General features: G+C 70.9%; 20 protein-coding genes. 15 read left to right on the forward strand and 5 right to left on the reverse strand.

Annotated features, from left to right (window positions below; genetic code table 11):
* Positions 1 to 4: 4 nt before the first annotated feature.
* On the reverse strand, positions 5 to 1,201 hold the full coding sequence (locus OC490_RS16715) for a CaiB/BaiF CoA transferase family protein (RefSeq protein WP_262058735.1): 1,197 nt from the start codon (positions 1,199 to 1,201) through the stop codon (positions 5 to 7).
* Between the two features lie 146 nt (positions 1,202 to 1,347).
* On the opposite strand from OC490_RS16715, the gene OC490_RS16720 reads away from it, so the two are divergent.
* Genes OC490_RS16720 through OC490_RS16745 form a run of 6 tightly spaced genes read left to right on the forward strand, consistent with a single transcriptional unit; the run spans position 1,348 to position 6,167 of the window.
* Positions 1,348 to 1,857 (forward strand): PaaI family thioesterase, encoded by a 510-nt coding sequence (locus OC490_RS16720; protein WP_262058736.1) that lies wholly within the window; start codon positions 1,348 to 1,350, stop codon positions 1,855 to 1,857.
* 4 nt (positions 1,858 to 1,861) lie between these two features.
* Positions 1,862 to 2,707, forward strand: a complete 846-nt coding sequence (locus OC490_RS16725; protein ID WP_262058737.1) for an enoyl-CoA hydratase-related protein — start codon at positions 1,862 to 1,864, stop codon at positions 2,705 to 2,707.
* Positions 2,708 to 2,722: 15 nt separating this feature from the next.
* Positions 2,723 to 3,175, forward strand: coding sequence for a MaoC family dehydratase N-terminal domain-containing protein (locus OC490_RS16730; RefSeq protein ID WP_262058738.1), 453 nt, complete (start codon positions 2,723 to 2,725; stop codon positions 3,173 to 3,175).
* Positions 3,172 to 3,594: a MaoC/PaaZ C-terminal domain-containing protein gene (locus tag OC490_RS16735; protein ID WP_262058739.1), complete on the forward strand. Its 423-nt coding sequence runs from the start codon at positions 3,172 to 3,174 to the stop codon at positions 3,592 to 3,594. The genes OC490_RS16730 and OC490_RS16735 overlap by 4 nt, the downstream gene beginning before the upstream one ends.
* Positions 3,595 to 3,598: 4 nt before the next feature.
* Positions 3,599 to 5,050 carry a class I adenylate-forming enzyme family protein gene (locus OC490_RS16740; protein WP_262058740.1) on the forward strand — a complete coding sequence of 484 codons (1,452 nt, stop codon included), beginning with the start codon at positions 3,599 to 3,601 and terminating at the stop codon, positions 5,048 to 5,050.
* The gene (locus OC490_RS16745; RefSeq protein ID WP_262058741.1) at positions 5,043 to 6,167 is read left to right on the forward strand and encodes a serine hydrolase domain-containing protein; all 1,125 of its coding nucleotides are present in this window, start codon (positions 5,043 to 5,045) and stop codon (positions 6,165 to 6,167) included. The genes OC490_RS16740 and OC490_RS16745 overlap by 8 nt, the downstream gene beginning before the upstream one ends.
* Positions 6,168 to 6,200: 33 nt before the next feature.
* Here OC490_RS16745 and OC490_RS16750 read toward each other — a convergent pair whose 3' ends face one another.
* Entirely contained in the window at positions 6,201 to 7,382 is a 1,182-nt protein-coding gene (locus OC490_RS16750; RefSeq protein ID WP_019071890.1) for an amidohydrolase family protein, read from the reverse strand.
* Between the two features lie 137 nt (positions 7,383 to 7,519).
* On the reverse strand, positions 7,520 to 8,320 hold the full coding sequence (locus OC490_RS16755) for a FadR/GntR family transcriptional regulator (RefSeq protein WP_262058742.1): 801 nt from the start codon (positions 8,318 to 8,320) through the stop codon (positions 7,520 to 7,522).
* A 168-nt stretch (positions 8,321 to 8,488) separates the two neighbouring features.
* Between OC490_RS16755 and OC490_RS16760 the strand changes: the two genes are divergently transcribed.
* Together OC490_RS16760 and OC490_RS16765 are read left to right on the forward strand one after the other, a co-directional pair.
* A complete protein-coding gene (locus tag OC490_RS16760; protein WP_262058743.1) occupies positions 8,489 to 9,316 on the forward strand; it encodes an enoyl-CoA hydratase-related protein in 828 nt (275 codons plus the stop codon).
* Positions 9,313 to 9,894 (forward strand): DUF2889 domain-containing protein, encoded by a 582-nt coding sequence (locus tag OC490_RS16765; RefSeq protein ID WP_262058744.1) that lies wholly within the window; start codon positions 9,313 to 9,315, stop codon positions 9,892 to 9,894. The genes OC490_RS16760 and OC490_RS16765 overlap by 4 nt, the downstream gene beginning before the upstream one ends.
* On the opposite strand, the gene OC490_RS16770 is transcribed toward OC490_RS16765, so the two are convergent.
* Positions 9,881 to 11,107, reverse strand: coding sequence for an acyl-CoA dehydrogenase family protein (locus tag OC490_RS16770; protein WP_262058745.1), 1,227 nt, complete (start codon positions 11,105 to 11,107; stop codon positions 9,881 to 9,883). The two genes, OC490_RS16765 and OC490_RS16770, sit on opposite strands and share 14 nt — an antisense overlap.
* Before the next feature lie 113 nt (positions 11,108 to 11,220).
* Here OC490_RS16770 and fabG point away from each other — a divergent pair, with 113 nt between their 5' ends.
* Genes fabG through OC490_RS16795 form a run of 5 tightly spaced genes read left to right on the forward strand, consistent with a single transcriptional unit; the run spans position 11,221 to position 16,695 of the window.
* Positions 11,221 to 11,967 (forward strand): 3-oxoacyl-ACP reductase FabG, encoded by a 747-nt coding sequence (fabG, locus tag OC490_RS16775; protein WP_262058746.1) that lies wholly within the window; start codon positions 11,221 to 11,223, stop codon positions 11,965 to 11,967.
* A 22-nt stretch (positions 11,968 to 11,989) separates the two neighbouring features.
* Positions 11,990 to 13,240, forward strand: a complete 1,251-nt coding sequence (locus OC490_RS16780; protein ID WP_262058747.1) for an acetyl-CoA C-acetyltransferase — start codon at positions 11,990 to 11,992, stop codon at positions 13,238 to 13,240.
* Positions 13,240 to 14,679, forward strand: a complete 1,440-nt coding sequence (locus tag OC490_RS16785) for an OB-fold domain-containing protein (RefSeq protein ID WP_262058748.1) — start codon at positions 13,240 to 13,242, stop codon at positions 14,677 to 14,679. Before OC490_RS16780 ends, OC490_RS16785 begins: the two co-directional genes overlap by 1 nt.
* Complete coding sequence (locus tag OC490_RS16790) at positions 14,676 to 15,884, forward strand: acetyl-CoA acetyltransferase (protein ID WP_262058749.1); 1,209 nt, start codon at positions 14,676 to 14,678, stop codon at positions 15,882 to 15,884. The genes OC490_RS16785 and OC490_RS16790 overlap by 4 nt, the downstream gene beginning before the upstream one ends.
* Positions 15,885 to 15,900: 16 nt before the next feature.
* Complete coding sequence (locus OC490_RS16795) at positions 15,901 to 16,695, forward strand: SDR family NAD(P)-dependent oxidoreductase (protein WP_262058750.1); 795 nt, start codon at positions 15,901 to 15,903, stop codon at positions 16,693 to 16,695.
* Between the two features lie 366 nt (positions 16,696 to 17,061).
* Here OC490_RS16795 and OC490_RS16800 read toward each other — a convergent pair whose 3' ends face one another.
* Positions 17,062 to 19,758, reverse strand: coding sequence for an ABC transporter permease subunit (locus OC490_RS16800; RefSeq protein WP_262058751.1), 2,697 nt, complete (start codon positions 19,756 to 19,758; stop codon positions 17,062 to 17,064).
* A 142-nt stretch (positions 19,759 to 19,900) separates the two neighbouring features.
* Here OC490_RS16800 and OC490_RS16805 point away from each other — a divergent pair, with 142 nt between their 5' ends.
* Positions 19,901 to 21,136, forward strand: coding sequence for an ABC transporter substrate-binding protein (locus OC490_RS16805; RefSeq protein ID WP_262058752.1), 1,236 nt, complete (start codon positions 19,901 to 19,903; stop codon positions 21,134 to 21,136).
* Between the two features lie 75 nt (positions 21,137 to 21,211).
* Positions 21,212 to 21,916 carry an ABC transporter ATP-binding protein gene (locus tag OC490_RS16810; protein ID WP_262058753.1) on the forward strand — a complete coding sequence of 235 codons (705 nt, stop codon included), beginning with the start codon at positions 21,212 to 21,214 and terminating at the stop codon, positions 21,914 to 21,916.
* Positions 21,917 to 21,933: the final 17 nt, after the last annotated feature.

Below are 21,933 nucleotides of genomic sequence, written 5' to 3' on the forward strand. Positions count from 1 at the left end.
GCCGCTAGACGATGCCTCGCGCGCGCAGTCCCGCGAGCTGATCCTCCGTCACCCCGGCGAGCCCGCACAGGACTTCGGCCGTGTGCTCGCCCAGCGCGGGCGGCGGGGCGTAGCCCTCGACCGGGGTCGCCGTGAGCCGTATCGGGTTGGCGAGCAGCGGCAGTCGGCCCGACACCGGATCGTCGACCTCGACCAGCATCCCCCGGTGCTGGATCTGGGGGTCGGCGAAGACCTCGGGCATTTCGTTGAACGGGCCCGCCGGAACGTCGTGTTCGTCCAGGAGCGCCAGCCAGTCGTCCCGGGTCCGGGTCCGCATGATGGCTTCGAGGACCGGCAGGATCTCCTCCCGGTGGGTGATCCGGGCGGAGGTCGTGGCGAACCGCGGGTCCTGGAGCAGGTCGGTGCGGTCGGCCGCCGCGCAGAACGCGGCGAACTGCTTGTCGTTGCCCGCGACGAGGAACAGCGGCTTGTCCGCACAGTGGAAGGCCTGGGAGGGGATTCCGCCGTAGCCGCCGTTGCCGCGCCGGCGCGGAACCTCCCCGGAGACGAGGTAGTTCATCGCGAAGTGCGACAGCGAGGCCAGCCCGCAGTCCAGCAGGGAGAGGTCGACGAACTGGCCCTCGCCGGTGGCGTCCCGGTGCCGCAGCGCCGCCAGGACGGCTGTCGAGGCGTACAGGCCGGTGAGGATGTCGACCATGCTGACGCCGACCTTCATCGGCTCGTCGGGGTGACCGGAGACGCTCATCATCCCGGACATGGCCTGGAAGATGCCGTCGTAACCGGGGCGCCCGGCATAGGGGCCGGTCTGGCCGAAGCCGGTGACGGACAGATAGACCAGGCGCGGGTTGAGCGCCAGCAGACTCTCGTGGTCGAGGCCGTACTTCGCCAGTGTCCCCGCGCGGAAGTTCTCCACCAGGACGTCCGAGCGGGCGGCGAGCGAGCGGATCAACTCCTGTCCCTCGGCGGTGGCGTGATTGACCGTCACGGACCGCTTGTTGCGGTTGCAGGAGAGGTAGAAGGCCGCGGTGTTCGTCCCGGGGGCGAACGGCGGACCGTACGTCCGAGAGTCGTCGCCGGTGCCCGGCCGTTCGACCTTGATGACCTCCGCGCCGAGGTCGGCCAGCATCTGGGTGGCCAGCGGTGCCGCGAGGATGCGGGACAGATCGAGGACACGGATCCCGGCCAGGGCGGTCGACGGCATCTGGGTCTCCCTCTGTTCAAAGGCGTTGAATGAGTTATATAAATAATACATCTGGCGCCCTGGGTGCGTACCGGATGATTGCTTCAACTATCCAATTCATGTAACTATATGGATCGGCTGACCGGCCGAGACCGGAGGGCGTGCGGATGACCGTCGCAGCGAGGACCCTCACCGACCAGGAACAGCGCGAACGCCGCGAGTGGTTCCGGTCCCGCTGGGAGCGCGGCGTCGCGTTCAACCGCCTCTGTCGTCTGCGCATGGTCCGCTGGGACCCCGACGGCGTGGAGGTCCTCCTTCCCTACGTCGAGGCCCTCTCCGCCCATGAAGGCGTCTTCCACGGCGGAGTGATCTCCGCGCTCATCGACACCGCGGGCGCGGGAGCCGTGATCGCCGGGCACGACTTCCAGAAAGGGAGTCTGCTCAGCACCGTCTCGATGTCCGTGCAGTACCTCGCGCCCGCGCGGGGCCCGGAGGCCGTCGCCTACGCGCGCTGCGTCCGACGGGGCCGCAGGCTGCACTTCGCCGACGTCGACGTGATGACCGACGGGATCGTCTGCGCCCGGGGACAGGTGGTGGTGACCATCTCCGGCGAGCGACCGGGCGTCGGCGAACCCATCCATCCCATCGACGCCATCGAACCGCTGACCGAGGAGTGACGCGATGCCCGACGGACCCGACCGGGATCTGGTGCTGTACGAGGTCGACGAGGACGGTGTCGCCACCGTCACCCTCAACCGGCCCGAGCGCAAGAACGCCTGGAGCCTCCCCATGGAGCGCCGCTTCTTCGCCCTCCTGGACGAGGCCGCCGCCGACCCCGCCGTCCGCGTCGTGATCGTCACGGGCGCCGGCCGGGCGTTCTGCCCCGGCATGGACGTCCAGCGGCTGGAGCAGAACGCCCAGCCGGGCCAGTCCCTCAACCTCCAGGCCCGCGTGCCCATGTACAGCAGGCGCAACATGCCCAAGCCGCTCATCGCGGCCGTCAACGGCGCCTGCGCGGGCATCGGCCTGGTCCAGGCGTTGATCTGCGACGTACGCTTCGCCGCCCGAGGCGCGCGCTTCACCACCGCCTTCACCCGCCGCGGCCTCGCCGGCGAGTACAACCTCCCCTACGTGCTGCCGCGCGTCGTCGGCCTGGAGAACGCCCTCGACCTCCTCCTGTCCGGCCGCGTCTTCGATGCCGACGAGGCGAAGCAACTCGGCCTCGTCAGCCGGGTCGTGGAGCCGGAGGACCTGCTCGACGCGGCCCGCGCCTACGCCCGCGACATCGCCCGCAACTGCTCACCGCGCGCCATGGCCGTCGTACGCCACCAGGTCTACGGCGACCTCGACCGGCCCTTCACCGACGCGCTCGCCCGCTCCTACTCCGCCATGGAGTTCTTCGCGGGCTCGCCGGACTTCCGCGAAGGGGTGGCCAGCTTCGTGGAGAAACGGGAGCCCAAGTTCGAGGCCCTGCCCCCGGACTTCGACCCGGACGAGGCCACCCGCGACGCGTTCCTGCCGTACTGACCGAGGAGAAGGAAGATGACAGGGCAGCCGTTCCCCGTCGAGGCCGGGCACATTCTGATGTTCGCCCGGGCCATCGGCGACGAGAACCCCGCATATCTCGGCGAGGCCGCGCTCGCGCCGCCCACCTTCACCATGGCGAGCGCCCACCACGACCCCGACTACCGGCTGCGGCCCAAGCCGGGGGAGGAGTGGTTCGGGTCCGGCGCCGGGCCGGGCGTGATGCCCGAGGGCGGTGGCGGCCTGCACGCCGAGCAGCACTTCGAGTACCACCGGCCGGTACGCGCGGGGGAGACCCTGTACGCCACCACCGTCACCGGCCGCAGCTGGGAGAAGCAGGGACGTACCGGCCTGCTGCTGTTCAGCGAGCGCATCACCGAGTACCGGGACGCCGACGGCGAACCGGTCGTCAGCGCCCGCACCGTGGCCGTCGTGCCCGAGGGCCCCGCCACCCGGAAGGACGTCCGATGAACCTGAGCGTCGATGACGTGAAGGTCGGCGAGACCCGCGAGAGCGTGCTGGTCGACGACCTCAAGCGCACCCGGATCGTCCAATACGCGGGCGCCTCCGGCGACTTCAACCCGCTGCACACCGACGAGAAGTTCGCGACAGATGTCGCGGGCTACCCCGGCGTCTTCGCCCACGGCATGCTGACGATGGGCATGACGGGACGCGTCCTGACCGACTGGGTCGGCGTCGAGGCGCTGCTGACCTTCGGGGTGCGCTTCAAGGCCCAGGTGTGGCCCGGCGACACCCTGACCGCCACGGCGACCGTCGAGTCGGTCGAGGACACGCCGGACGGCCCGGTAGCCCACTTCTCGCTGCGAACCGTCACCCAGGACGGCGCCGAGGTGGTCACCGGCACCGCTTCGGCCCTGCTGGAGCCCTGAACCGGTGAGCGGCGAGGCGGAGTTCACCTGGACGGCGACGGTGGCCGCCGCCTACGACCACTCCCGTCCCGCCGTCCGGTTCGGTGACCTCACCTGGACCGGACACGAACTCCTCGACCGGGCGTCCGGCGCCGCCGACTGGCTCGACACCCTCGGCCTCGAACCCGGCGCCCCGGTACCCGCCCTGGCTGCCACCTCCGCCGACGCCCTCGCGCTGGTTATCGGCGGCGCAGGGTCCGCCCACCCGCTCGCCCCGCTCGGCGTCCGTATGACGCCGTACGAGATCGCGGCCGTGGTCGAGGCGTCCGGGGCCCAACTCCTCCTCGCACAGCCGGAGTTCGCCGAACTCGGCGAACAGGTCGCCGAGCTGTCCGGCCGCCGTGCCGTCGTCGTCCCCGAACTCCGCCCGAGCGCAAGGCCGTTGACCGCCGAGCCGGACGACCTCGCCGTCGTCCTGCACACCTCCGGCACGACAGGCCTCCCCAAACCCGTCCCCATGACCCAACGCCGCCTGGCCGCCCGCGCCCGGGTCAACGGCCGTCTCTGCGCGCTCGATCCGCAGAGTTTCTACGGGGGCAGCGCCCCCTTCCACCACATCGCCGGCCTCGGCAACATCGCCGTCGCCCTGGCCACGGGCGCGCTGATCACCGGCCTGCCCCGCTTCACCGTCGAGGGCTGGGCCCTGCTGCGCGCACTCGGCGTCACCCACACCAGCATGGTCCCGGCGATGCTGGAGACCCTGCTGACGGCAGGCCAGGCGCACCACGAGACGCTGCGGGTCCTCCAGTACGGCGGCGCGCCGGTCCGCCCCGGCACCCTGCGGCGGACGTACGAGGCGATGCCGGGCGTCCGGATGCTCAACATGTTCGGGCAGACCGAGGGCTCGCCCATCAGTGTGCTCACCCCCGAGGACCACCGGGAGGCGGTCGCCGGGCGCACCGAACTGCTGCGGTCCGTGGGACGACCCGCTCCCGGCGTCGAGCTGCGGGTGCGGGACACCGGACCGGACGGCGTCGGCGAGATCCACGCCCGCGCCGACCACTTCTTCAGGATCGACGCCGAAGGCTGGCTGCACAGCGGCGACTTGGGCCGAGTGGCCGAGGACGGTTACCTCTACCTGTACGGCCGTGGCACCGACATGATCATCCGGGGTGGTGAGAACGTCCACCCGCTGGAGGTCGAGACCGTCTTGGCCGCGCACCCGGGCGTCGCGGACGTGGCCGTCACAGGCGCCCCCGACGAACGGCTCGGCCAGACCGTCGTCGCCTTCGTCGTGGCGTCCGACCCCGACGCCCCGCCCGAACCCGCCTCGCTCAGGGCACACGCCCGCACCCGGCTGTCCGGATTCAAGGTCCCCGTCCGCTGGTGGTTCGTGGACCACCTGCCGCGCAACGCCAACGGCAAGGTCGTACGGCAGCGGTTGCGCGAGCCCGGCCAAGGAGAAACACGTGACTGATCACTCCGTCGTCGCCCCGGAGAGCGTGGGGGTGGACCCGTACCGGCTGGACGTCCTGCTGCGTCGGATCCGGCTGGAGGTCGAGCACGGACCGCTGCCGTCCGCGCAGGTCGCCGTCGCCCGGGGCGGTCGCCTGGTGGCGTTCGAGACCTGGGGGGACGCCGGCCCGGACACGCGATACGTCCTGCAGTCCGTCGGGCGGTCCATCGTTGCCGGTGTCGTGTGGAAGCTGCTCGGTGAGGGACTTCTGCACCTGGACGAGCAAGTCGCCGCGATCATCCTGGAGTTCGCGCCGAACGGGAAGGATACGGTGACCGTCGAGCAGGTGCTCACGCACACCGCCGGCTTCCCCTTCGCACCCCTCGGCTACCCGAAGATGCTGGACCGCGAGCAACGGCTCGCCGCCTTCGGGCGCTGGCGGCTCGACACCCCGCCGGGCACCCGCCTCCAGTTCCATCTCACCGCCGCCGCATGGCTGATCGCCGAGATCGTGGAGCGGCGCACGGGGCTGCCCTTCGCCGACTACCTCCACGAGCGCATCACCAGGCCGCTGGGCCTCACCTCGATCGAACTCGGCGTACCGGTCGAGCGGCAACCCGGCTCCGTCGCCCCGATGACCGCCACCGACCGCACCGACGACACCCAGGAACCCGACCCCTGGGGACCCTGGTACCTCGCCGACCCCCGCGTTCTGGCGGCCGGCGAACCCAGCCACGCCCTCGTCGCCACCGCCGCCGATGTCGCCCTGTACTTCCAGGCGTTGGAGCACTCGGGCCTGTGGAAGCCGGAGGCGGTGGCGGAGGGCACCCGGATCCGGCTGACCCAACTCCCGGCCGGGGAGCAGCTCTACGGGGGCGGCGGCACCCGGCGTACCAGCATGGGCCTGTTCGTGACGGTGGCCGGTCCGGACGCAGGCAGCCAACTCCCGTCCACCGGCTCGCCGTCGCTCTTCGGCAGCGCGGGCGCCGCGTACCAACTCGGCTTCATGGACCCGGAGTCCGGCCTGTCCTTCGCCTGTCTGAGCAACGGCTACCCGCTCGCCGGCTACGACCACACGCGGCGGGGCGCGGCGCTGCTCACCAACATCGCGAACCTGGCGGCGGACCTGGTCTTCTGACCTGGTCCGCCGCCAGGCGGGGGCGTGCGGGGCTCAGCGGCTGATCAGCTGCTGAGCGTTGTTGTACATGATGTCGTCCTGGACCGACTCGTCGAGTTCCGCGAGGAGCTTGCGGTAGTCGGCCGGGTTGGCGATGCCCTCCGCGTGCGGGAAGTCCGAGCCCATCACGATCGACTCGTGGTAGCCGAGCCGCTTGACCAGGCTCGGGATGTCGTCCTCCGGGTAAGGCACCACACGGATGTGCTTGCGGAACACCTGACTGGGCCGCTCCGCCAACTGGCCGCCGATCCAGGGGCCGTTGCGGCCCATGCCCCGGCTCTTGTCCATGTGCCGGACGAAGTGGGGCACCCACTCGGCGCCGAACTCGGAGACCAGGACGTTGATGTCGGGGAAGCGCCCGAAGAGGTTGTCGAAGATCAGCGCGGACAGCGTCTCCTCGATCGGACGCTGGCCGTACGTGTTCATCCACTGCCACGCGGACATCCGGAAATGGATCGGGCTCGCGTCGTGACCCCAGGCCGGGGCGACATGCGAGTTGTAGTAGAACTCGCTGATGTGGTAACAGACGCTGGCCTTGGCCTCGTTGACCAGTTTCCAGAACGGGTCGAAGTACGGGTCGCCCGGTGAGCGGCCGTACTGCGGCCCGGTCGGCAGCATGATGAAGCGGGCGCCCTTGTCCAGGACGTACTCCAGCTCCTTGACCGCGTGGTCCAGGTCGCGCAGGGACAGCAGCGCGGGGGAGTAGATGCGGTCCTGGTGGTTGAAGCCCCACACCTCGTTCATGTAGCGGTTGAACGAGTGGTAGTTGGCGTAGAGCGGTTCGACGCCCTGCACGTACTCCTCGGCGACCAGTGCCCAGCCGCCCGGGTAGATGATCGTCTGGTCCAGGCCCTGCTCGTCCATGACGCGCAGCCGGGCCTCGCGGTTCTGGTACGACTCGTGCATCGGCTCGAACTGGTAGGTCTCGTCGGGGTTGCCCGAGGCCATGGCCTTGAGCATCTCCTTGAGCGAGCCGGGCCGGTAGACCTGCCCGAACTCCGGCTCCAGACAGACCACGATGCGGTCCCCGGCGAGGATGACCTCGCGGCCGTCCGGGAGCGTCACCGGGGCTACTGCCTGGCCGAGGAACTCCTTCGGGAGGTAGCGGGTGAAGGAGTCCCGTTCCTCGTACATGTGCTGGTCGCAGTCGAAGATTCGCTTGCGCTGTTCGGCCATGGCCGTCGCCTCCGGACCCCAGATCTATTCAGTACGCCTCCTATAATTATCTAACTGTTTCGGAGACGCAAGGGGTGAGGGTGGGATCGGCTCGGTGATCCTCGATCCGTGCGGTCGGTCGACGAGGGTGGGCCCGGTCAGTCGATGAGTTCGAGCACCGTCTTGGGGCCGGCCCCGTTCACCACGTCGTCGGCGCCGCTGATGTGGCGCTGCCACAGCTTCTCGGCCTCGTCCGCCTTGCCGGACTCGATCAGGCCGACCAGCCGCACATGGGCCCGGTGTCCCTTGAGGGCCTGCGCCTTCTGGGTCTCGGCGTCGGTGGCCGCCGCGGTGTACGAGGCGTTGGCCCGGTCGATGATGTTGCGCAGCATGCCGCACAGGAGGATCAGCGTCTGGTTGCCGGTCAGTTCGATCAGCAGGGCGTGGAAGGTGTCCTGTGCCTCGACCAGGCCCAGCGGGTCGTCCAGGACGGTCTTCTCGGTCGCCACCGCGTCGCGCAGTCGCTTGATGTCGTCCGCCGTGTGCTTGGCGGCCAACTGGCGCACGCACGGGGGCTCGATGACGGCCGCCGCGCGGTAGACGTCGCCCAGGGTGGCGCCGCGGTATTCGAGGATCAGGCCGGCGAAGCGGGCCGCGACATCGGAGTCCGGGGCGCTCACCCGGGCGCCGCCGTGCGCACCGCGGCGTACCGTGATCAGCGACTCCGACTCCAGGACGCGGAACGCCTCGCGCAGCGTCGGCCGAGAGATGCCGAACTGCTCCATCAGCCCGGACTCCGGCGGCAGGGCGTCGCCCGGCTTCAGCTCGCCCCGCACGATCTGGCGGCGCAGCTCAGCGGCGACCAGCTCGGCGGTCTTCGGTACACGGACCTGACGTCCGACGCGGCCTCGCGCGGGGACGGGCACGGTGGGCGTTTCTGCGCGGGCTGCCTCGGCCACGGCGGGCTCCTCCATATAGCAAAATGAATCGTCTTAGTGCATCGAGGGTACCAGGTCAAGGTCTGGATGATCTTGCCTTGGGGAGACCTCATCTGGTGCCCGGGCCATGGTTGGGTATATAGATGATTCATCTAGCTATAAAGCCAACGGGCTCTGGGAGTGACCTCGATGAACGAGCATGCGGCCCCGGTGATCCTCAGCGAGCTGACCGGCGACGGAGTCATGTTGCTCACTCTCAACCGGCCCGAGCGGCACAACGCCTGGACGCTGGAGATGGAGCTGCTCTACAACGAGCTGTTCGACCGCGCCGAGGCGGACCCGGCGGTACGGGCCGTCGTCCTCACTGGCGCGGGACGCAGCTTCTGCCCGGGCATGGACATGAGCGTACTGGACGGTGCGTCCTCCGGTGCGCGCCCGTGGCCGACCGACCGGCTGCCGCCGCGCACCCGGCCCATGTCGTTCCCCAAGCCCCTGGTGGCCGCCGTCAACGGCGCCTGCGCCGGCATCGGCTTCAACCAGGCGCTCATGTGCGACGTGCGGTTCGCCGTGCCCGGCGCCAAGTTCGCCGCCGCGTTCAGCGCGCGCGGACTGGTGGCGGAGGACGGCGTCTCGTGGCTCCTGCCCCGGCTCGTCGGCTACGGGAACGCGAGCGACCTGTTGCTGTCCTCGCGCCGGATCACCGGAACGGAGGCGGAGGCGATGGGCCTGGTCAACCGTCTCGTCGAGCCGGAGGACCTGCTCCCGGCGGCCCTCGCCTACGCCACGGAACTGGCCCGCACCGCCAGCCCGTACGCGATGTCCCTCATCAAGCGGCAGCTCGCCGACGACCAGGCGAGAAGCTTCACCGAGAGCCGCGACACCGCCGCCGCGCTGCTGGCCACGGCGAAACGCGCCCCGGACTACCGCGAGGGCGTGCGCAGCTTCATCGAACGCCGGCCGCCGGAGTTCGCCGGGCTGGGGGAGAACACGCCGGAGCCTGCGGAGGCCTCGTCGTGAGCCGCGCCGAACTCCCGCTGCACCGCCGCACCATCACCGTCACCGCCCACCAGGAGCCCGGCGGCGAGGAGATCTCGGTCGAGGCGGAGTTGCGGGACGAGCGGCCGTGGGCCGAGCCGGCGGTCGCCGACATCCACCGGATGGTGCTGGTGGTGCGGGTCCGCCTCGCGGACATGACCATTGTGGCCGCCAACGCGGACATGCTGACGTTTCCGCACGCCGAGTGCCCGTTCATCACCCCGGTCTTCGACAGCCTGATCGGCCTGGGCGTCGCCGCCGGATACAACCGGGCGATCCAGGAGCGGTTCCGCGGCGTCCTGGGCTGCTCCCACCTCTACGAACTGGCCCGGGTGCTCGGCCCCGCCGTGGTGCAGGCGGCCATGTCGGCCAACGGGCGCCGCCGTGACGCGGGCGAGCCCGCGAACGGCCCGCGCGCGACGGCCGGGGTGCTGAACAGCTGCCACATCTGGGCACCGGACGGCGTGGGCCTGCGCAAACTCGACGCGGGCTGGCGCCCGGGGACCGGACCGCGTCCGGTGCCCGGACTCGACACCTTCGAGCGGCCTACGGGTTCGTGAGCCTCGGCTCGCGCGGCAGCCCCAGCACCTTCTCCGCGAGGATGTTCCGCTGCACCTGCGAGGTGCCCGCGTAGATCGTCCCGGAGCGGGCGATCAGGTACGTCGTCGACCAGGACGCCGACGAGTTCGCGGCGCCGGGGTCGTCCGTGCGGTAGGTGCGCAACGGCGGTCGGCCCACCGGCACTTGGGCGTGCAGGCCCATGATGTCCATCGCGAGATCGGTGACCTTCGTGTGGTACTCGCTCCAGTACAGCTTGGCGATCGACGACTCGGGGCCCGGTTCCGCGCCCTTGAGCCAGCCGGTCAGGATCCGGTAGCCGAGATAGCGCATGATCTCGACCTTGGACCAGCACCAGGCGATCCGCTGCCGAATGACCGGGTCCTGGTCCTTGCCGTACAGGCGGGCCAGTTCCACCAGGCGTTCCACCTCGGCCCGGAACAGGATCGGGTTGGTGGCCGCCTCCTCCCCGCGCTCCACGCCCAACAGGCTCTGCGCGACCGTCCAGCCGTTGTCGACGCCGCCCACGACCAGGTCGGCGCGCGTGCGGGCGCCGTTGAAGAAGACCTCGTTGAAATGGAGTTGGCCGCTCATCATGCGGAACGGCCTTACCTCGACGCCGGGTTGGTCCAGCGGGACGAGGAGGAAGGAGATACCGCGGTGCTTGGGCGCGGCGCGGTCCGTGCGGGCCAGGACGAAGATCCAGTCGCTGTGGTGGGCGCCGGACGTCCACACCTTCTGGCCGTCGATCACCCATTCGTCGCCGTCGCGGACCGCACGTGTCGTCAACGAGGCCAGGTCCGAGCCCGCGTCGGGCTCCGAGTAGCCCTGGCACCAGGTGTCCTCGCCGCTGAGGATGCGCGGCAGGAAATGGCTCCGCTGCTCGTCCGTGCCCCAGCGCAGCAGCGTGTTCGCCAGCATCTTCACGCCGAAGGTGTCCTGCGGCAGCCCGAACGGCACACCGGCCAGGGCCAGTTCCTCCATCAGGACCACCTGGTGGAGCTTGGACAGGCCACAGCCGCCGTACTGCTCGGGCCAGGTGAGGGAGAGGTAGCGGTGCTCGGCGAGCAGGCGCCGCCAGTCCCGGGCGAAGGCCCAGGCGGCCTCCTCGTCGAGCGCGCCGATGCCCTTCCAGTCCGGCGGCAGCGCCTCGGCGAGGAACCCTTTGACCTCGGTGCGGAACGTCTCGGTCTCCGCGGGATAGCTGATGTCCACCCGTGTGCTCTCCTCGCCCGGCCTCGCTCGCCCAGCCGATCGCTGTATTGATTGTTTCAGCATAATAGGTTATCTATTTAAGTGGAATAGCGTCGAGCCAGGGGCGGGCTGACATGGGATTGCTGGACGGTCGCAACGCGGTGATCACCGGCGGCGCACAGGGCATCGGCTTCGAGATCGCCGGAGTCCTCGGCGCCGCGGGCGCGTCCGTCGTCCTCGGCGACATCAATGAGGAGGCCGCGGCGGAAGCCGCCGAACGCCTCGCCAAGAACGGCGTCGCCGCCGCCTCGCTGCGCTGCGACGTCACCGACGAGGACGAGGTCGCCGCCCTGGTCGCCCACTGCGCCGACACCTTCGGCCCCGTGGGCGTCATGGTCAACAACGCTGGAATCACCCGCGACGCGACCCTGCGCAAGATGGCCGTGTCCGACTTCCGCGCGGTCGTCGACGTCCATCTGACCGGCGCCTGGAACGGCACCCGATACGCCGCCGAGGCGATGCGCGCGCACGGACGCGGCGGCAGTATCGTCAACATCTCCTCGATCGCCGGCAAGGTCGGCAACTTCGGCCAGACGAACTACAGCGCGGCCAAGGCCGGACTCGTCGGCCTCACCAAGGCCTCCGCCAAAGAACTCGCCAAGGCGGGCATCCGCGTCAACGCCGTACAGCCCGGCCTGATCCGCACCGCCATGACCGAGGCGATGCCGCCGGCCGCCTGGGACGCGAAGCTCGCCGAGATTCCCCTGGGCCGTGCGGGCGAGCCCGCCGAGGTCGCCCAGGTCGTCCTCTTCCTCGCCTCCGACATGGCGAGCTACGTCACCGGAGCCGTGGTCGAGGTGACCGGCGGCCGGTACATGTGACCCCTCATGAAAGGTCTGGCCGATGCCCGCCCTCCTGCGTGACGCGGTGATCTGTGAACCCGTGCGTACCCCCGTCGGTGGCTACGGAGGCGTCTTCCGCGACGTGCCGGCGACCGAGCTGGCCGCCGCCGTCGTACGCGCCGTACTGGACCGCACCGGTATCCCGCCCGCCGCCGTCGACGACGTGCTGCTGGGCCAGTGCTACCCCAACGGCGAGGCCCCGGCCATCGGCCGCGTGGCCGCCCTCGACGCCGGTCTGCCGGTGGAGGTGCCGGGACTGCAGATCGACCGCCGCTGCGGCTCCGGACTGCAGGCCGTCATCACGGCGGCCATGCAGGTGCAGACCGGCGCGAGCGACCTCGTGCTGGCCGGGGGAGTGGAGTCCATGAGTCAGGCCGAGTTCTACACCACCGGCGTCCGCTTCGGCGTACGCGGCGCGGGCACCACCCTGCACGACCGGCTGGCCCGCGGCCGGGTCACCTCCGGAGGCGTCAACCACCCTGTCCCCGGCGGCATGTTGGAGACCGCCGAGAACCTGCGGCGCGAGTACGCCCTTCCCCGCGAGGAGCAGGACCGACTCGCCCTGCGCTCCCACGAGAAGGCGGTCGCCGCCCAGCGCGAGGGCCGCTTCACCGACGAGATCGTGCCGGTCACCGTACGGACCAGGAAGGGCGAGACAGTCGTCGACACCGACGAACACCCGCGCCCCGACTCGACGTTGGAGAAACTCGCGAGCCTGCGTCCCGTACTCGGACGGCAGGACCCCGAGGCGACCGTCACCGCGGGCAACGCCAGCGGACAGAACGACGGCGCCGCCCTGTGCATAGTCACCCACCCCGAGCGCGCCGCCGAACTCGGCCTGCGCCCCCTGGCCCGCCTGGTCTCCTGGGCCGTGGTGGGCGTGCCCCCGGAGACGATGGGCATCGGCCCGGTACCCGCCACGGCCAGGGCACTTGAACGCGCGGGGCTGAAACTCGCCGACATCGACCTGATCGAACTCAACGAGGCCTTCGCCGCCCAGGTGCTCGCCTGCACGCGCGAATGGGCCCTGACCGAGGCCGACTTCGAGCGGTTCAACGTCAACGGCTCCGGCATCTCGCTGGGCCACCCCGTCGGCGCCACCGGCGGCCGCATCCTCGCCACCCTGCTGCGCGAACTCGACCGCCGCCAGGCCCGCTACGGCCTGGAGACCATGTGCCTCGGCGGCGGCCAGGGCCTGGCCGCGGTCTTCGAACGGCCCACACACACCACCGACGCCAAGGGAGGACGCTGATGCCCGGACTGATCGCATACGGCGCCTACGTGCCGTACCACCGCCTCGCCCGTGCCGACATCGCCGCCACCCTCGGGACGACCCCGTCCCGGGGCACGCGCGCGGTCGCGGGCTACGACGAGGACACCACCTCGATGGCCGTCGAGGCGGCCCGGTCCACCCTCGCCAGGGACGGACTGCGCACCCGCATCGGCCAGTTGTTCCTCGCCACCGCCGCGCCCGCCTATCTCGACAAGACGAACGCGACCGCCGTCCACGCGGCGCTCGGCCTCGACCCGCACGTCCTCGCCGTCGACATGGCCGGCTCCGTCCGCTCCGGCCTCGGCGCGCTGGTCACCGCCGCCCGCTCCCCGGTGCCGACCCTGGCGGTCCTGTCCGATCTGCGCACCGGCCTGCCCGGCGGCGGCGAGGAGAGCGCGGGCGGCGACGGCGCGGCGGCGTTCGCCTTCGGCGGCCACCGCAACGGAGCCCCCGTGCTTGCGGAGTTGCTCGCCCACGACACGGTCAGCGACGAGATCCTCGACCGCTGGCGGCTGCCCGGCGCACCCGCCTCCCGCGTCTGGGAGGAGCGCTTCGCCGAGGAGATCTACGTGTCCCTGGCGGACAAGGCACTGAGCGCCGCCCTCGATCAGGCGGGCCTGGACCGCGGCGCCGTAGACCACCTCATCGTCTCCGGCCTGCACGCACGCGCGTGCGCGACGGTGCGTCGTACCGCAGGTGTACGGCCCGAGGCGGCCACCGCCGACCTCACAGCGGAGATCGGCAACGCCGGCACCGCCCAGCCCGGCCTGCTTCTCGCCGATGTCCTTGACCGCGCCGAACCGGGCCGGATCATCGCGCTCGTCGTCCTCGGCGACGGCGCAGGAGTCCTGCTCCTGCGCACCACCGACGCGCTCCCGGCGCACCGCGCCGCCCGTCCGGTCGCCGCGCAGATCGCCGCGGGCAGCGCCCCCATGCCGTACGCGACCTACCTCTCCTGGCGCGGCCTCCTCGACCGCGAACCACCCCGCCGCCCGGACCCCGAGCCGCCCTACGCCCCGCCCGCGCACCGCCGCAACAGCTGGAAGTACGGCTTCGTCGCCTCCCGTTGCGAGAAGTGCGGGACCCGGCATCTGCCGCCGGACCGGGTGTGCGTGTCCTGCCGGAGCATCGACGCCATGACCGACGAGCCGATGGAACACGTGCCCGGCACCGTCGCCACCTTCACCGTGGACCGGCTCGCCCACACCCCGAGCCCGCCGATGCTCGTCGTGGTCGTCGACTACGACGGCGGTGGCCGCTTCCGCTGCCAGCTCACCGACGCCACCGAGGCCGACGCCGTCATCGGCGCCCGGGTCGAGATGACCTTCCGGCGCACGGTCACGGCCGCAGGCGTCCACAACTACTTCTGGAAGGCCCGGCCGCTGCGCACGGGCGAGACCGAGGGGACAGGCGTATGAGCTCGCACGGAATCCGGGACCGGGTCGCGATCGTCGGCATGGGCTGCACGCCCTTCGGCGAACACTGGACCCGCTCGGCGGACGACCTGCTGGTCGACGCCGTCGGCGAGGCCGTCACCTCGGCCGGCATCACGCTCGACGACATCGACGCGTTCTGGCTCGGCACCCAGGCCTCCGGAGTCTCCGGACTGACCCTCAGCCGCCCGCTGCACCTGCCGTACAAGCCGGTCACCCGCCTGGAGAACATGTGCGCGACCGGCTCCGAGGCGCTGCGCAACGCCTGTTACGCGGTCGCCTCCGGCGCCTACGACGTGGCGATGGCCGTCGGCGTGGAGAAGTTGAAGGACTCCGGCATGTCCGGGCTCTCCGGCACCACGATGCCGGGCGCGGGCGACGACAGTCGCGGCGAGATCACCGCCCCGGCGAACTTCTCCCTCCTCGCCCCCGCCTACGCCGCCAAGTACGGCCTCGCGGAAGAGGAGTTGAAGGACGTCATCACCCGCATCGCCTGGAAGAACCACGTCAACGGCGCCCGCAACCCCCGCGCCCAGTTCCGCAAGGAGGTGCCCATGGAGCGCATCCGGTCGGCGCCGATCGTCGCGGGCATGCTCGGCGTGTTCGACTGCTCGGGGGTCTCGGACGGTTCGGCGGCGGCGATCGTCGTACGCGCAGAGGACGCCTACCGCTACACCGACAAGCCGATCTTCGTGAAGGCGCTGTCCTTCGTCGCAGGACCCGCGGACGGACTCCTCGACCCCGACTACGACTTCACCACCTTCCCCGAGGTCGTCGTCTCGGCCCAGGAGGCCTACCGGCAGGCGGGCATCACCGACCCGCGCGCCGAACTCGCCCTCGCCGAGGTCCACGACTGCTTCACACCAACGGAGTTGGTGTTGATGGAGGACCTGGGCTTCTCCGCGCGCGGACAGGCCTGGAAGGACGTCGCCAGCGGCGCCTTCGACCTCGACGGCTCACTGCCGGTCAACCCGGACGGCGGACTGAAGGCCTTCGGCCACCCCATCGGCGCCTCCGGACTGCGCATGATGTTCGAGGCCTGGCTCCAACTGCGCGGCGAGGCACCGCCCGAGCGGACGGTCCGCACCCTGGCCGAAGGCCGCTCGCTCGCCCTCACCCACAACCTCGGCGGCGGCCCCGGCGAATGCGTCTCCTTCGTCTCCGTCGTCGGCAGCGAACTCACTGACTGAGAAAGGTGGTTGAGTCATGGGACGACTCGACGACAGGATCGCGATCGTGACCGGGGCCGCGTCCGGCATCGGTGCCGCCACCGCCCGCCGCCTCGCGGCCGAGGGTGCCCACACGGTCGTAGCGGATCTGAACCTCGACGGCGCCAAGGCGGTCACGGAGGAGATCCGGGCCGCCGGCGGGTCCGCCACGGCCGTCCCGGTCGACCTGGGCGACATCGACTCCGTACGGGCCATGGTGGCCACGGCAGTCGAGACCTACGGCGGCCTCGACGTCCTGCACAACAACGCGGCGGCCACCCACCTCGCGGCCCGCCAGGACCTCGCCGTCCTGGAGGCCGACCCGGCGGTCTGGGACGACACCATGCGGATCAACCTGCGCGGCACCATGGTCGCGATCCAGGCCGCCGTCCCGCACATGATCGCCCGCGGCGCCGGCTCGATCATCAACACCTCGTCCGGCGCCGGTCTCGCGGGCGACCTGCGCAACCCCGCCTACGGCGCCTCGAAGGCCGCCCTCATCAACCTCACGCAGTACGTCGCCACCCAGTACGGCAAGCAGGGCGTGCGCTGCAACGCCATCGCCCCGGGGTTCATCGTCACGCAGGCGAGTGCCGATTCGGCGCACGGGGCGATCCGGGAGAAGATGCTCCGCCATCACCTCACCCCGCGCCTCGGCCGACCCGAGGACGTCGCGTCGGCCGTCGTCTTCCTCGCCTCCGACGAGTCCGCCTTCGTCACCGGGCACACCCTGCGCGTCGACGGCGGACTGCTCTCCCACCAGCCGTACGTGGCGGACCTGCGCGAGGCGTGACGTGGTCCCGTCGGGGCGGACCTCCGAGAGGCGGCGTGCGAACGCGCTCTGTCAACCAGGCGTCGGCGGCGGCCAGTTCGTCGACCGGAACGCGTTCGACCGGCCCGCCGCGCGAGACGGATGCTGTTGGAGAATCCGGTGCGGCCGGGGCACCCTTCCGAAAAAGCGTGACACGTGTCGCAAAAGTGTCACGCTTTCTCGGCTGTGCAGGGTCACCCAGGCCCGCTGACCGGATTGGCCAACAGCGTCCGCGAGACGCCGCGGGCCGGTCGTGTCGTGGCGTCGGACTGCCCGCGCCCGAGTGGCGGGGGACGTCCGGCCCGACCGGGACGGACGTCATCGCCCCGGCCTCGGCGCCGTCCGCTCTCAAGCCGTCGTCTCCGGCTCCAGGTCGCCCAGGTAGGCCGCCCGGACCGCCGGATCGCGGCGCACCTCGTCCGGGGTGCCGGCGCAGATCCGGCGGCCGAAGTCGAGCACCACGACCTGGTCGCAGACGCTCATCACCATGTCGACGTCGTGCTCGACGAGCAGCACCCCCATGCCCCAGTCCTCGGCCAGCCGCCGCACCAGCTGGGCCAACTCCTGTGTCTCGTCGTCGGACAGTCCCGCCGCCGGTTCGTCCAGGAGCAGCACGGACGGCGAGGTCGCCACCGCCCGCGCGATCGCCAGCAACCGCCGCTCGCCGTACGACAGATCACCCACCGGCCGGTCCAGACTGTCCTGGAGCCCGAACTCCCGTACGGCGACGAGCACTTGGGCGGGCAGCGGGCGACTGCCGGGACGGACCAGGTCGGTGAGCCAGGTCCACCGGCCCGGTCGCTCGCAGGCGGCGTAGAGGTTGTCCAGGACCGTCATGTCCTCGAACAGCTCCAGCGACTGGAAGGACCGGCTCAGCCCGGCCCCGGCCCGCCGGTGCACCGGCACCCGGGTCACGTCCCGCTCGCCGAGGCGGACGCTGCCCGACGCGGTCCGGGTGAAGCCGGTGACGGCGTCGATGGCGGAGGTCTTGCCGGCGCCGTTGGGGCCGATCAGACCCACCACCCGGCCCGGTTCGACGTCCAGTGAGAGTCCATCGACGGCGACGACCCCGCCGTAGCGGACGGTGAGGCCGCGGACATGCAGCGAGAGGGGTGCGGCGCGGGGTACGTCCGGCAGGGTTTCGGCCAGTTCCTCGGATACGGACGTGGCGCGCTTGCGGGACAGCTTCCGTTGGAGGCCCGTGGCCTGCCTGCCGAGTTCCTTGCCGATTCCGTCCTGGTTGCCGACCAGGGTCAGCACCAGGATGATCCCGCCGATCAGCGGCATCCACTCGCTCAGCCCGGGCAGCACCAGGTCCCCGAACCGGGCGCCGACCGTGCCCGCGGCGAACGTGGCGCCGAACAGCGGGCCTACGAGGAAGCCGACACCGCCGATGACGGCGAGCCCGAGCGCGGTGACGGAGTCGAAGCTCGCGAAGTCGGAGAACACCACCGACGTCGAGCGGAAGCCGGTCAGTACTCCGGCGAGCGCGGCGATGGCCGAGGACAGGCCGAAGGCGTAGAGCTTGGCCGCGCGGACGTCGATGCCGAGGGCGGCGGCGGCCCGCTCGTTGGCCCGTACGGCGACGAGACGGCGGCCGGTGCGGCTGCGCCGGACGTTGGCGACCACGAGCGTGGCGGCGACGAACAGGACCAGCACCACGGCGGCGTAGCGCTGCGGATGGTCGACGCCGGAGATGCTGATGCCGAAGAGCGTCTGGTTGCCGACCGCGATGCCGTCGCTGCCGGGCGTCGTCGACAGGTCGGTGTTCTGGAAGACCATCGCCTCCAGGGTGGTGCCGAGCCCGAGCGTGATGATCGCGAGATTGACCCCGCGCGTGCGCACGGCAGGCAGGGCGAAGAGGAGGCCGATCGGTACGGTCCCCAACACGCCTGCGAGCAGGGCGAGTTCGAAGGGCCAGCCCCAGTCCGCCGCCGCGTGCCCGGCGATGAAGGCGCCGGTGCCGGCGAGGGCGTAGGCCGCCAGCGACACCTGGCCCGCGTAACCGGTGACCACGATGATCGACAGGATGATCAGCGAGAGCACCAGGGTGCTGGTGATCGCGTCGGCCCACAGCGGGGTGGACAGGCTCACCAGCACCAGGCCGATCACCACGGCCAGCACGAGCGGGACGGGGCGCACCCTGCCGGTGCCCAGCGCCGGGAGGCGGTCCAGGAACGTGCCGCGCAGCGGCAGTGCCCGTCCGCGCGCGACCAGCACCAGGGCGATGAAGAGGAACGGCACCGACGAGGCGAGTCCGGTGACACCCGAGCCGAAGCGCGTCAGTTCGGACTGCGCGACCCCGATGACCAGACCGCCCGCCAGGGTGATCGGGAACGACGAGAACCTGCCGACCAGGGCGGCGGCCAGCGCGCTCAGCAGCAGCGTGGTCAGCCCGGTCACCGACAGACCGATCACCGGGACGATCAGGATGGCGGTGAGCCCCGCGAGCGCGGAACCCAGCGCCCAGTTGCCGGCGGCGATCAGATCGGGGGACCAGCCGAGCGCGGCGGCGGCACCCTCGTTCTCGGCGACGGCGGTGGTGCCCAGGCCGAACAGGGTGCGCCGGTACAGGAGATGGAGCACGGCCGTCACGGCGAGCGCGATGCCGAGCAGCCAGACGCGGTCCTCGGAGACCGTCGCCCCGGCGATCGTCAGCAGCCGGGTGGGCAGCTTGCCCGGGACCAACTGCAGGCTGTCGCCGTAGCGTTTGACGGCGATCGCGGTGAGCACGATGAACACCGCGAGGGTGCCGACCAGTCGGGCCAGGGTGGACGCCCTGCGCAGCGGGCGGATCACCAACAGGTGGGTGAGCACGCCCAGTACGGCGGCGGTGAGCACGCCGCACGCGGTGGCGGGCCAGTACGGCACGCCGTGGTTGACGGCGAGTTCCCACTGGACGTAGGCACCGGCCATCCCGATCGCGCCGTGCGCGAAGTTCAGGACACCGGAGCCCCGGTAGACCAGCACGATGCCGTGCGCGGTGAGCGCGTAGAGGGCGCCGAGCCCCAGGCCGAGCAGGGCGAAACGCAGGACGTCGTCCATCCGAGGAACCTCCCAGACGCGGGACGAGACAGTGTATTCATTTAAATAATTGTGCCGAGAGTACTTCACTAACCCCAAAACGCACCCCATGCTGTTCGGCATCTCGACGTCGCCCACTTTGGGCGCGATCCCCGGAGGGACCATGAACGACTCACGCCGACGCAGAAGCGCCGCAGCCAGCTGTCTCGCGGTGACCGGAGCCCTGCTCCTGGCAGGGTGCGGGGGAGAGGCGGCAAGCAGTTCGGCCGAGACCTCGTCGCTGAAGGGCACTCCGGTCAAGGTGATGGTCTGGGCACCGGAGAACACCCAGGGCAGCGCCCAGCCGGGTATCCACCTCACCGCCACGGCCTACGAGAAGTGGATCAACGCCAACGGCGGGATCAAGGGCGGACCCCTGAAGGTCGAGTTCTGCAACGAGAAGGGCGACCCCGACGAAGCCGAGAAGTGCGCCCAGCAGGCCGTCGCCGACAAGGTGGCCGCGGTCGTCGGCTCCTACAGCCTCGCCGGTGACCGCTACATGCCCATCCTGCAGAAGGCCGGCATCCCGTACATCGGCGGGACCGGCGTCTCCGCCGCGGAGTTCTCCAACCCGCTGTCCTTCCCGGTCAACGGCGGCACCCCGGTGGTGTTCGCCGCCCACGGCCGCCAACTCGTGGAGCAGGGCTGCAAGAAGATCACCGGCGTACGGTACGACGTGGCCGCCGCGGCCGTGGTCTCGCAGTTCCTCACCCTGGGCGTGACCTCCGCCGGCGGGACGCCGCCCAAGGACCTCAAGGTGCCGCTCACCGCCACCGACCTCGCCCCGCAGGTCGCCGCGACCAAGGGCAGCGACTGCGTGAGCGTCATCCTGGGTACCGCCTCGGACCTGTTCGTGAAGTCGTACGTGCAGTCCGGCGACAAGACCAAGCTCGCCAGCGTGGTCGGCAACCTCACCCCGCAGCTGGCCGCGAGCACCGGCGGCAGCAGCAGCCCCCTGGAGGGCGCCGCGATCACCGGCTACTACCCGCCGACCTCCGACGCCGTGTGGAAGGACTTCGTCGCGGCGGCCAAGGGCAAGGACATCGACACCACCAACGGTGCCAACGCGACGACCTGGGTGGCCTTCAAGGTCTTCACCGAGGCGGCCAAGAAGCTGCCGACCATCTCGGCCGCGGCACTGGTGAAGGAGCTGAACACCACTTCCGGCATCGACACCGGCGGCCTGACCCCGCCCCTGAACTGGAAGGCGTCGACGGCCCTGCCGATCAAGGGACTCGACCGCATCCACAACACGACCGCCACCGAACTCACCATCCGCGGCGGGAAGATCGAGTGGGCCAAGGCCGGGTCCACCTTCGTCGACGTCCGCAAGGTGCTGACGGCCGCGTCGTCCGGCTGAGCCCGCTCAGGTCCGGCCGGCCGCCGTTTCCGGTCGACTTCGGTTTCCGGCCGACTCCGGTTGAGGAGAGACCCCGTGCACGACACAGATGTGCCCCTGATAGCGACCCGCGCCCTGTCCGCCGGATACGGCAGCCGACCCGTCGTGAGCGACCTCGACCTGGAGGTCCGGCCGGGCGAGGTCGTCGCCCTGCTCGGCCCCAACGGCGCGGGCAAGACCACCACCCTCAGGGCGCTGTCCGGCGATCTGACCCCGATGAGCGGCGAGGTCCGCTGGCTGGGCACCCCCGGCCACGCACCCCTGCACCGCCGCGCCCGCGAGGGCCTCGCCTACGTCGGCGAACGCGCCGTCTTCACCCGCCTCGACACCACCGACAACCTACGGGTCGGGCGCGTACCGCCCGACCGGGCCGTCGCGCTCTTCCCCGAACTGGAGAAACGCCTCAGGACCGGCGCGGGCATGCTGTCCGGCGGCGAGCAGCAGATGCTGTCGCTGGCGCGCGCCCTGTGCCGGACCCCCCGGCTCCTCCTGGCCGACGAACTCTCCCTGGGACTCGCCCCGTTGGTCGTCGACCGACTCCTGCGCGCCGTCCGCGAGGCGGCCGACCAGGGCCTGGGCGCACTGCTGGTCGAACAGCACGTGCGCAAGGTGCTCGACATCGCCGACCGCGTCTACGTCCTGCGCCGGGGCCGGGTCGTCATGACCGGCACCCCGAAGGAACTGCGCGGAGACCTCGACGCCATCGAGTCCTCCTATCTCGCGAACAACCCGACGTCATGACTGATGGAGGTGGTTGC

It is taken from the genome of Streptomyces sp. STR69 (assembly GCF_024519455.1).
Lineage (GTDB): Bacteria > Actinomycetota > Actinomycetes > Streptomycetales > Streptomycetaceae > Streptomyces.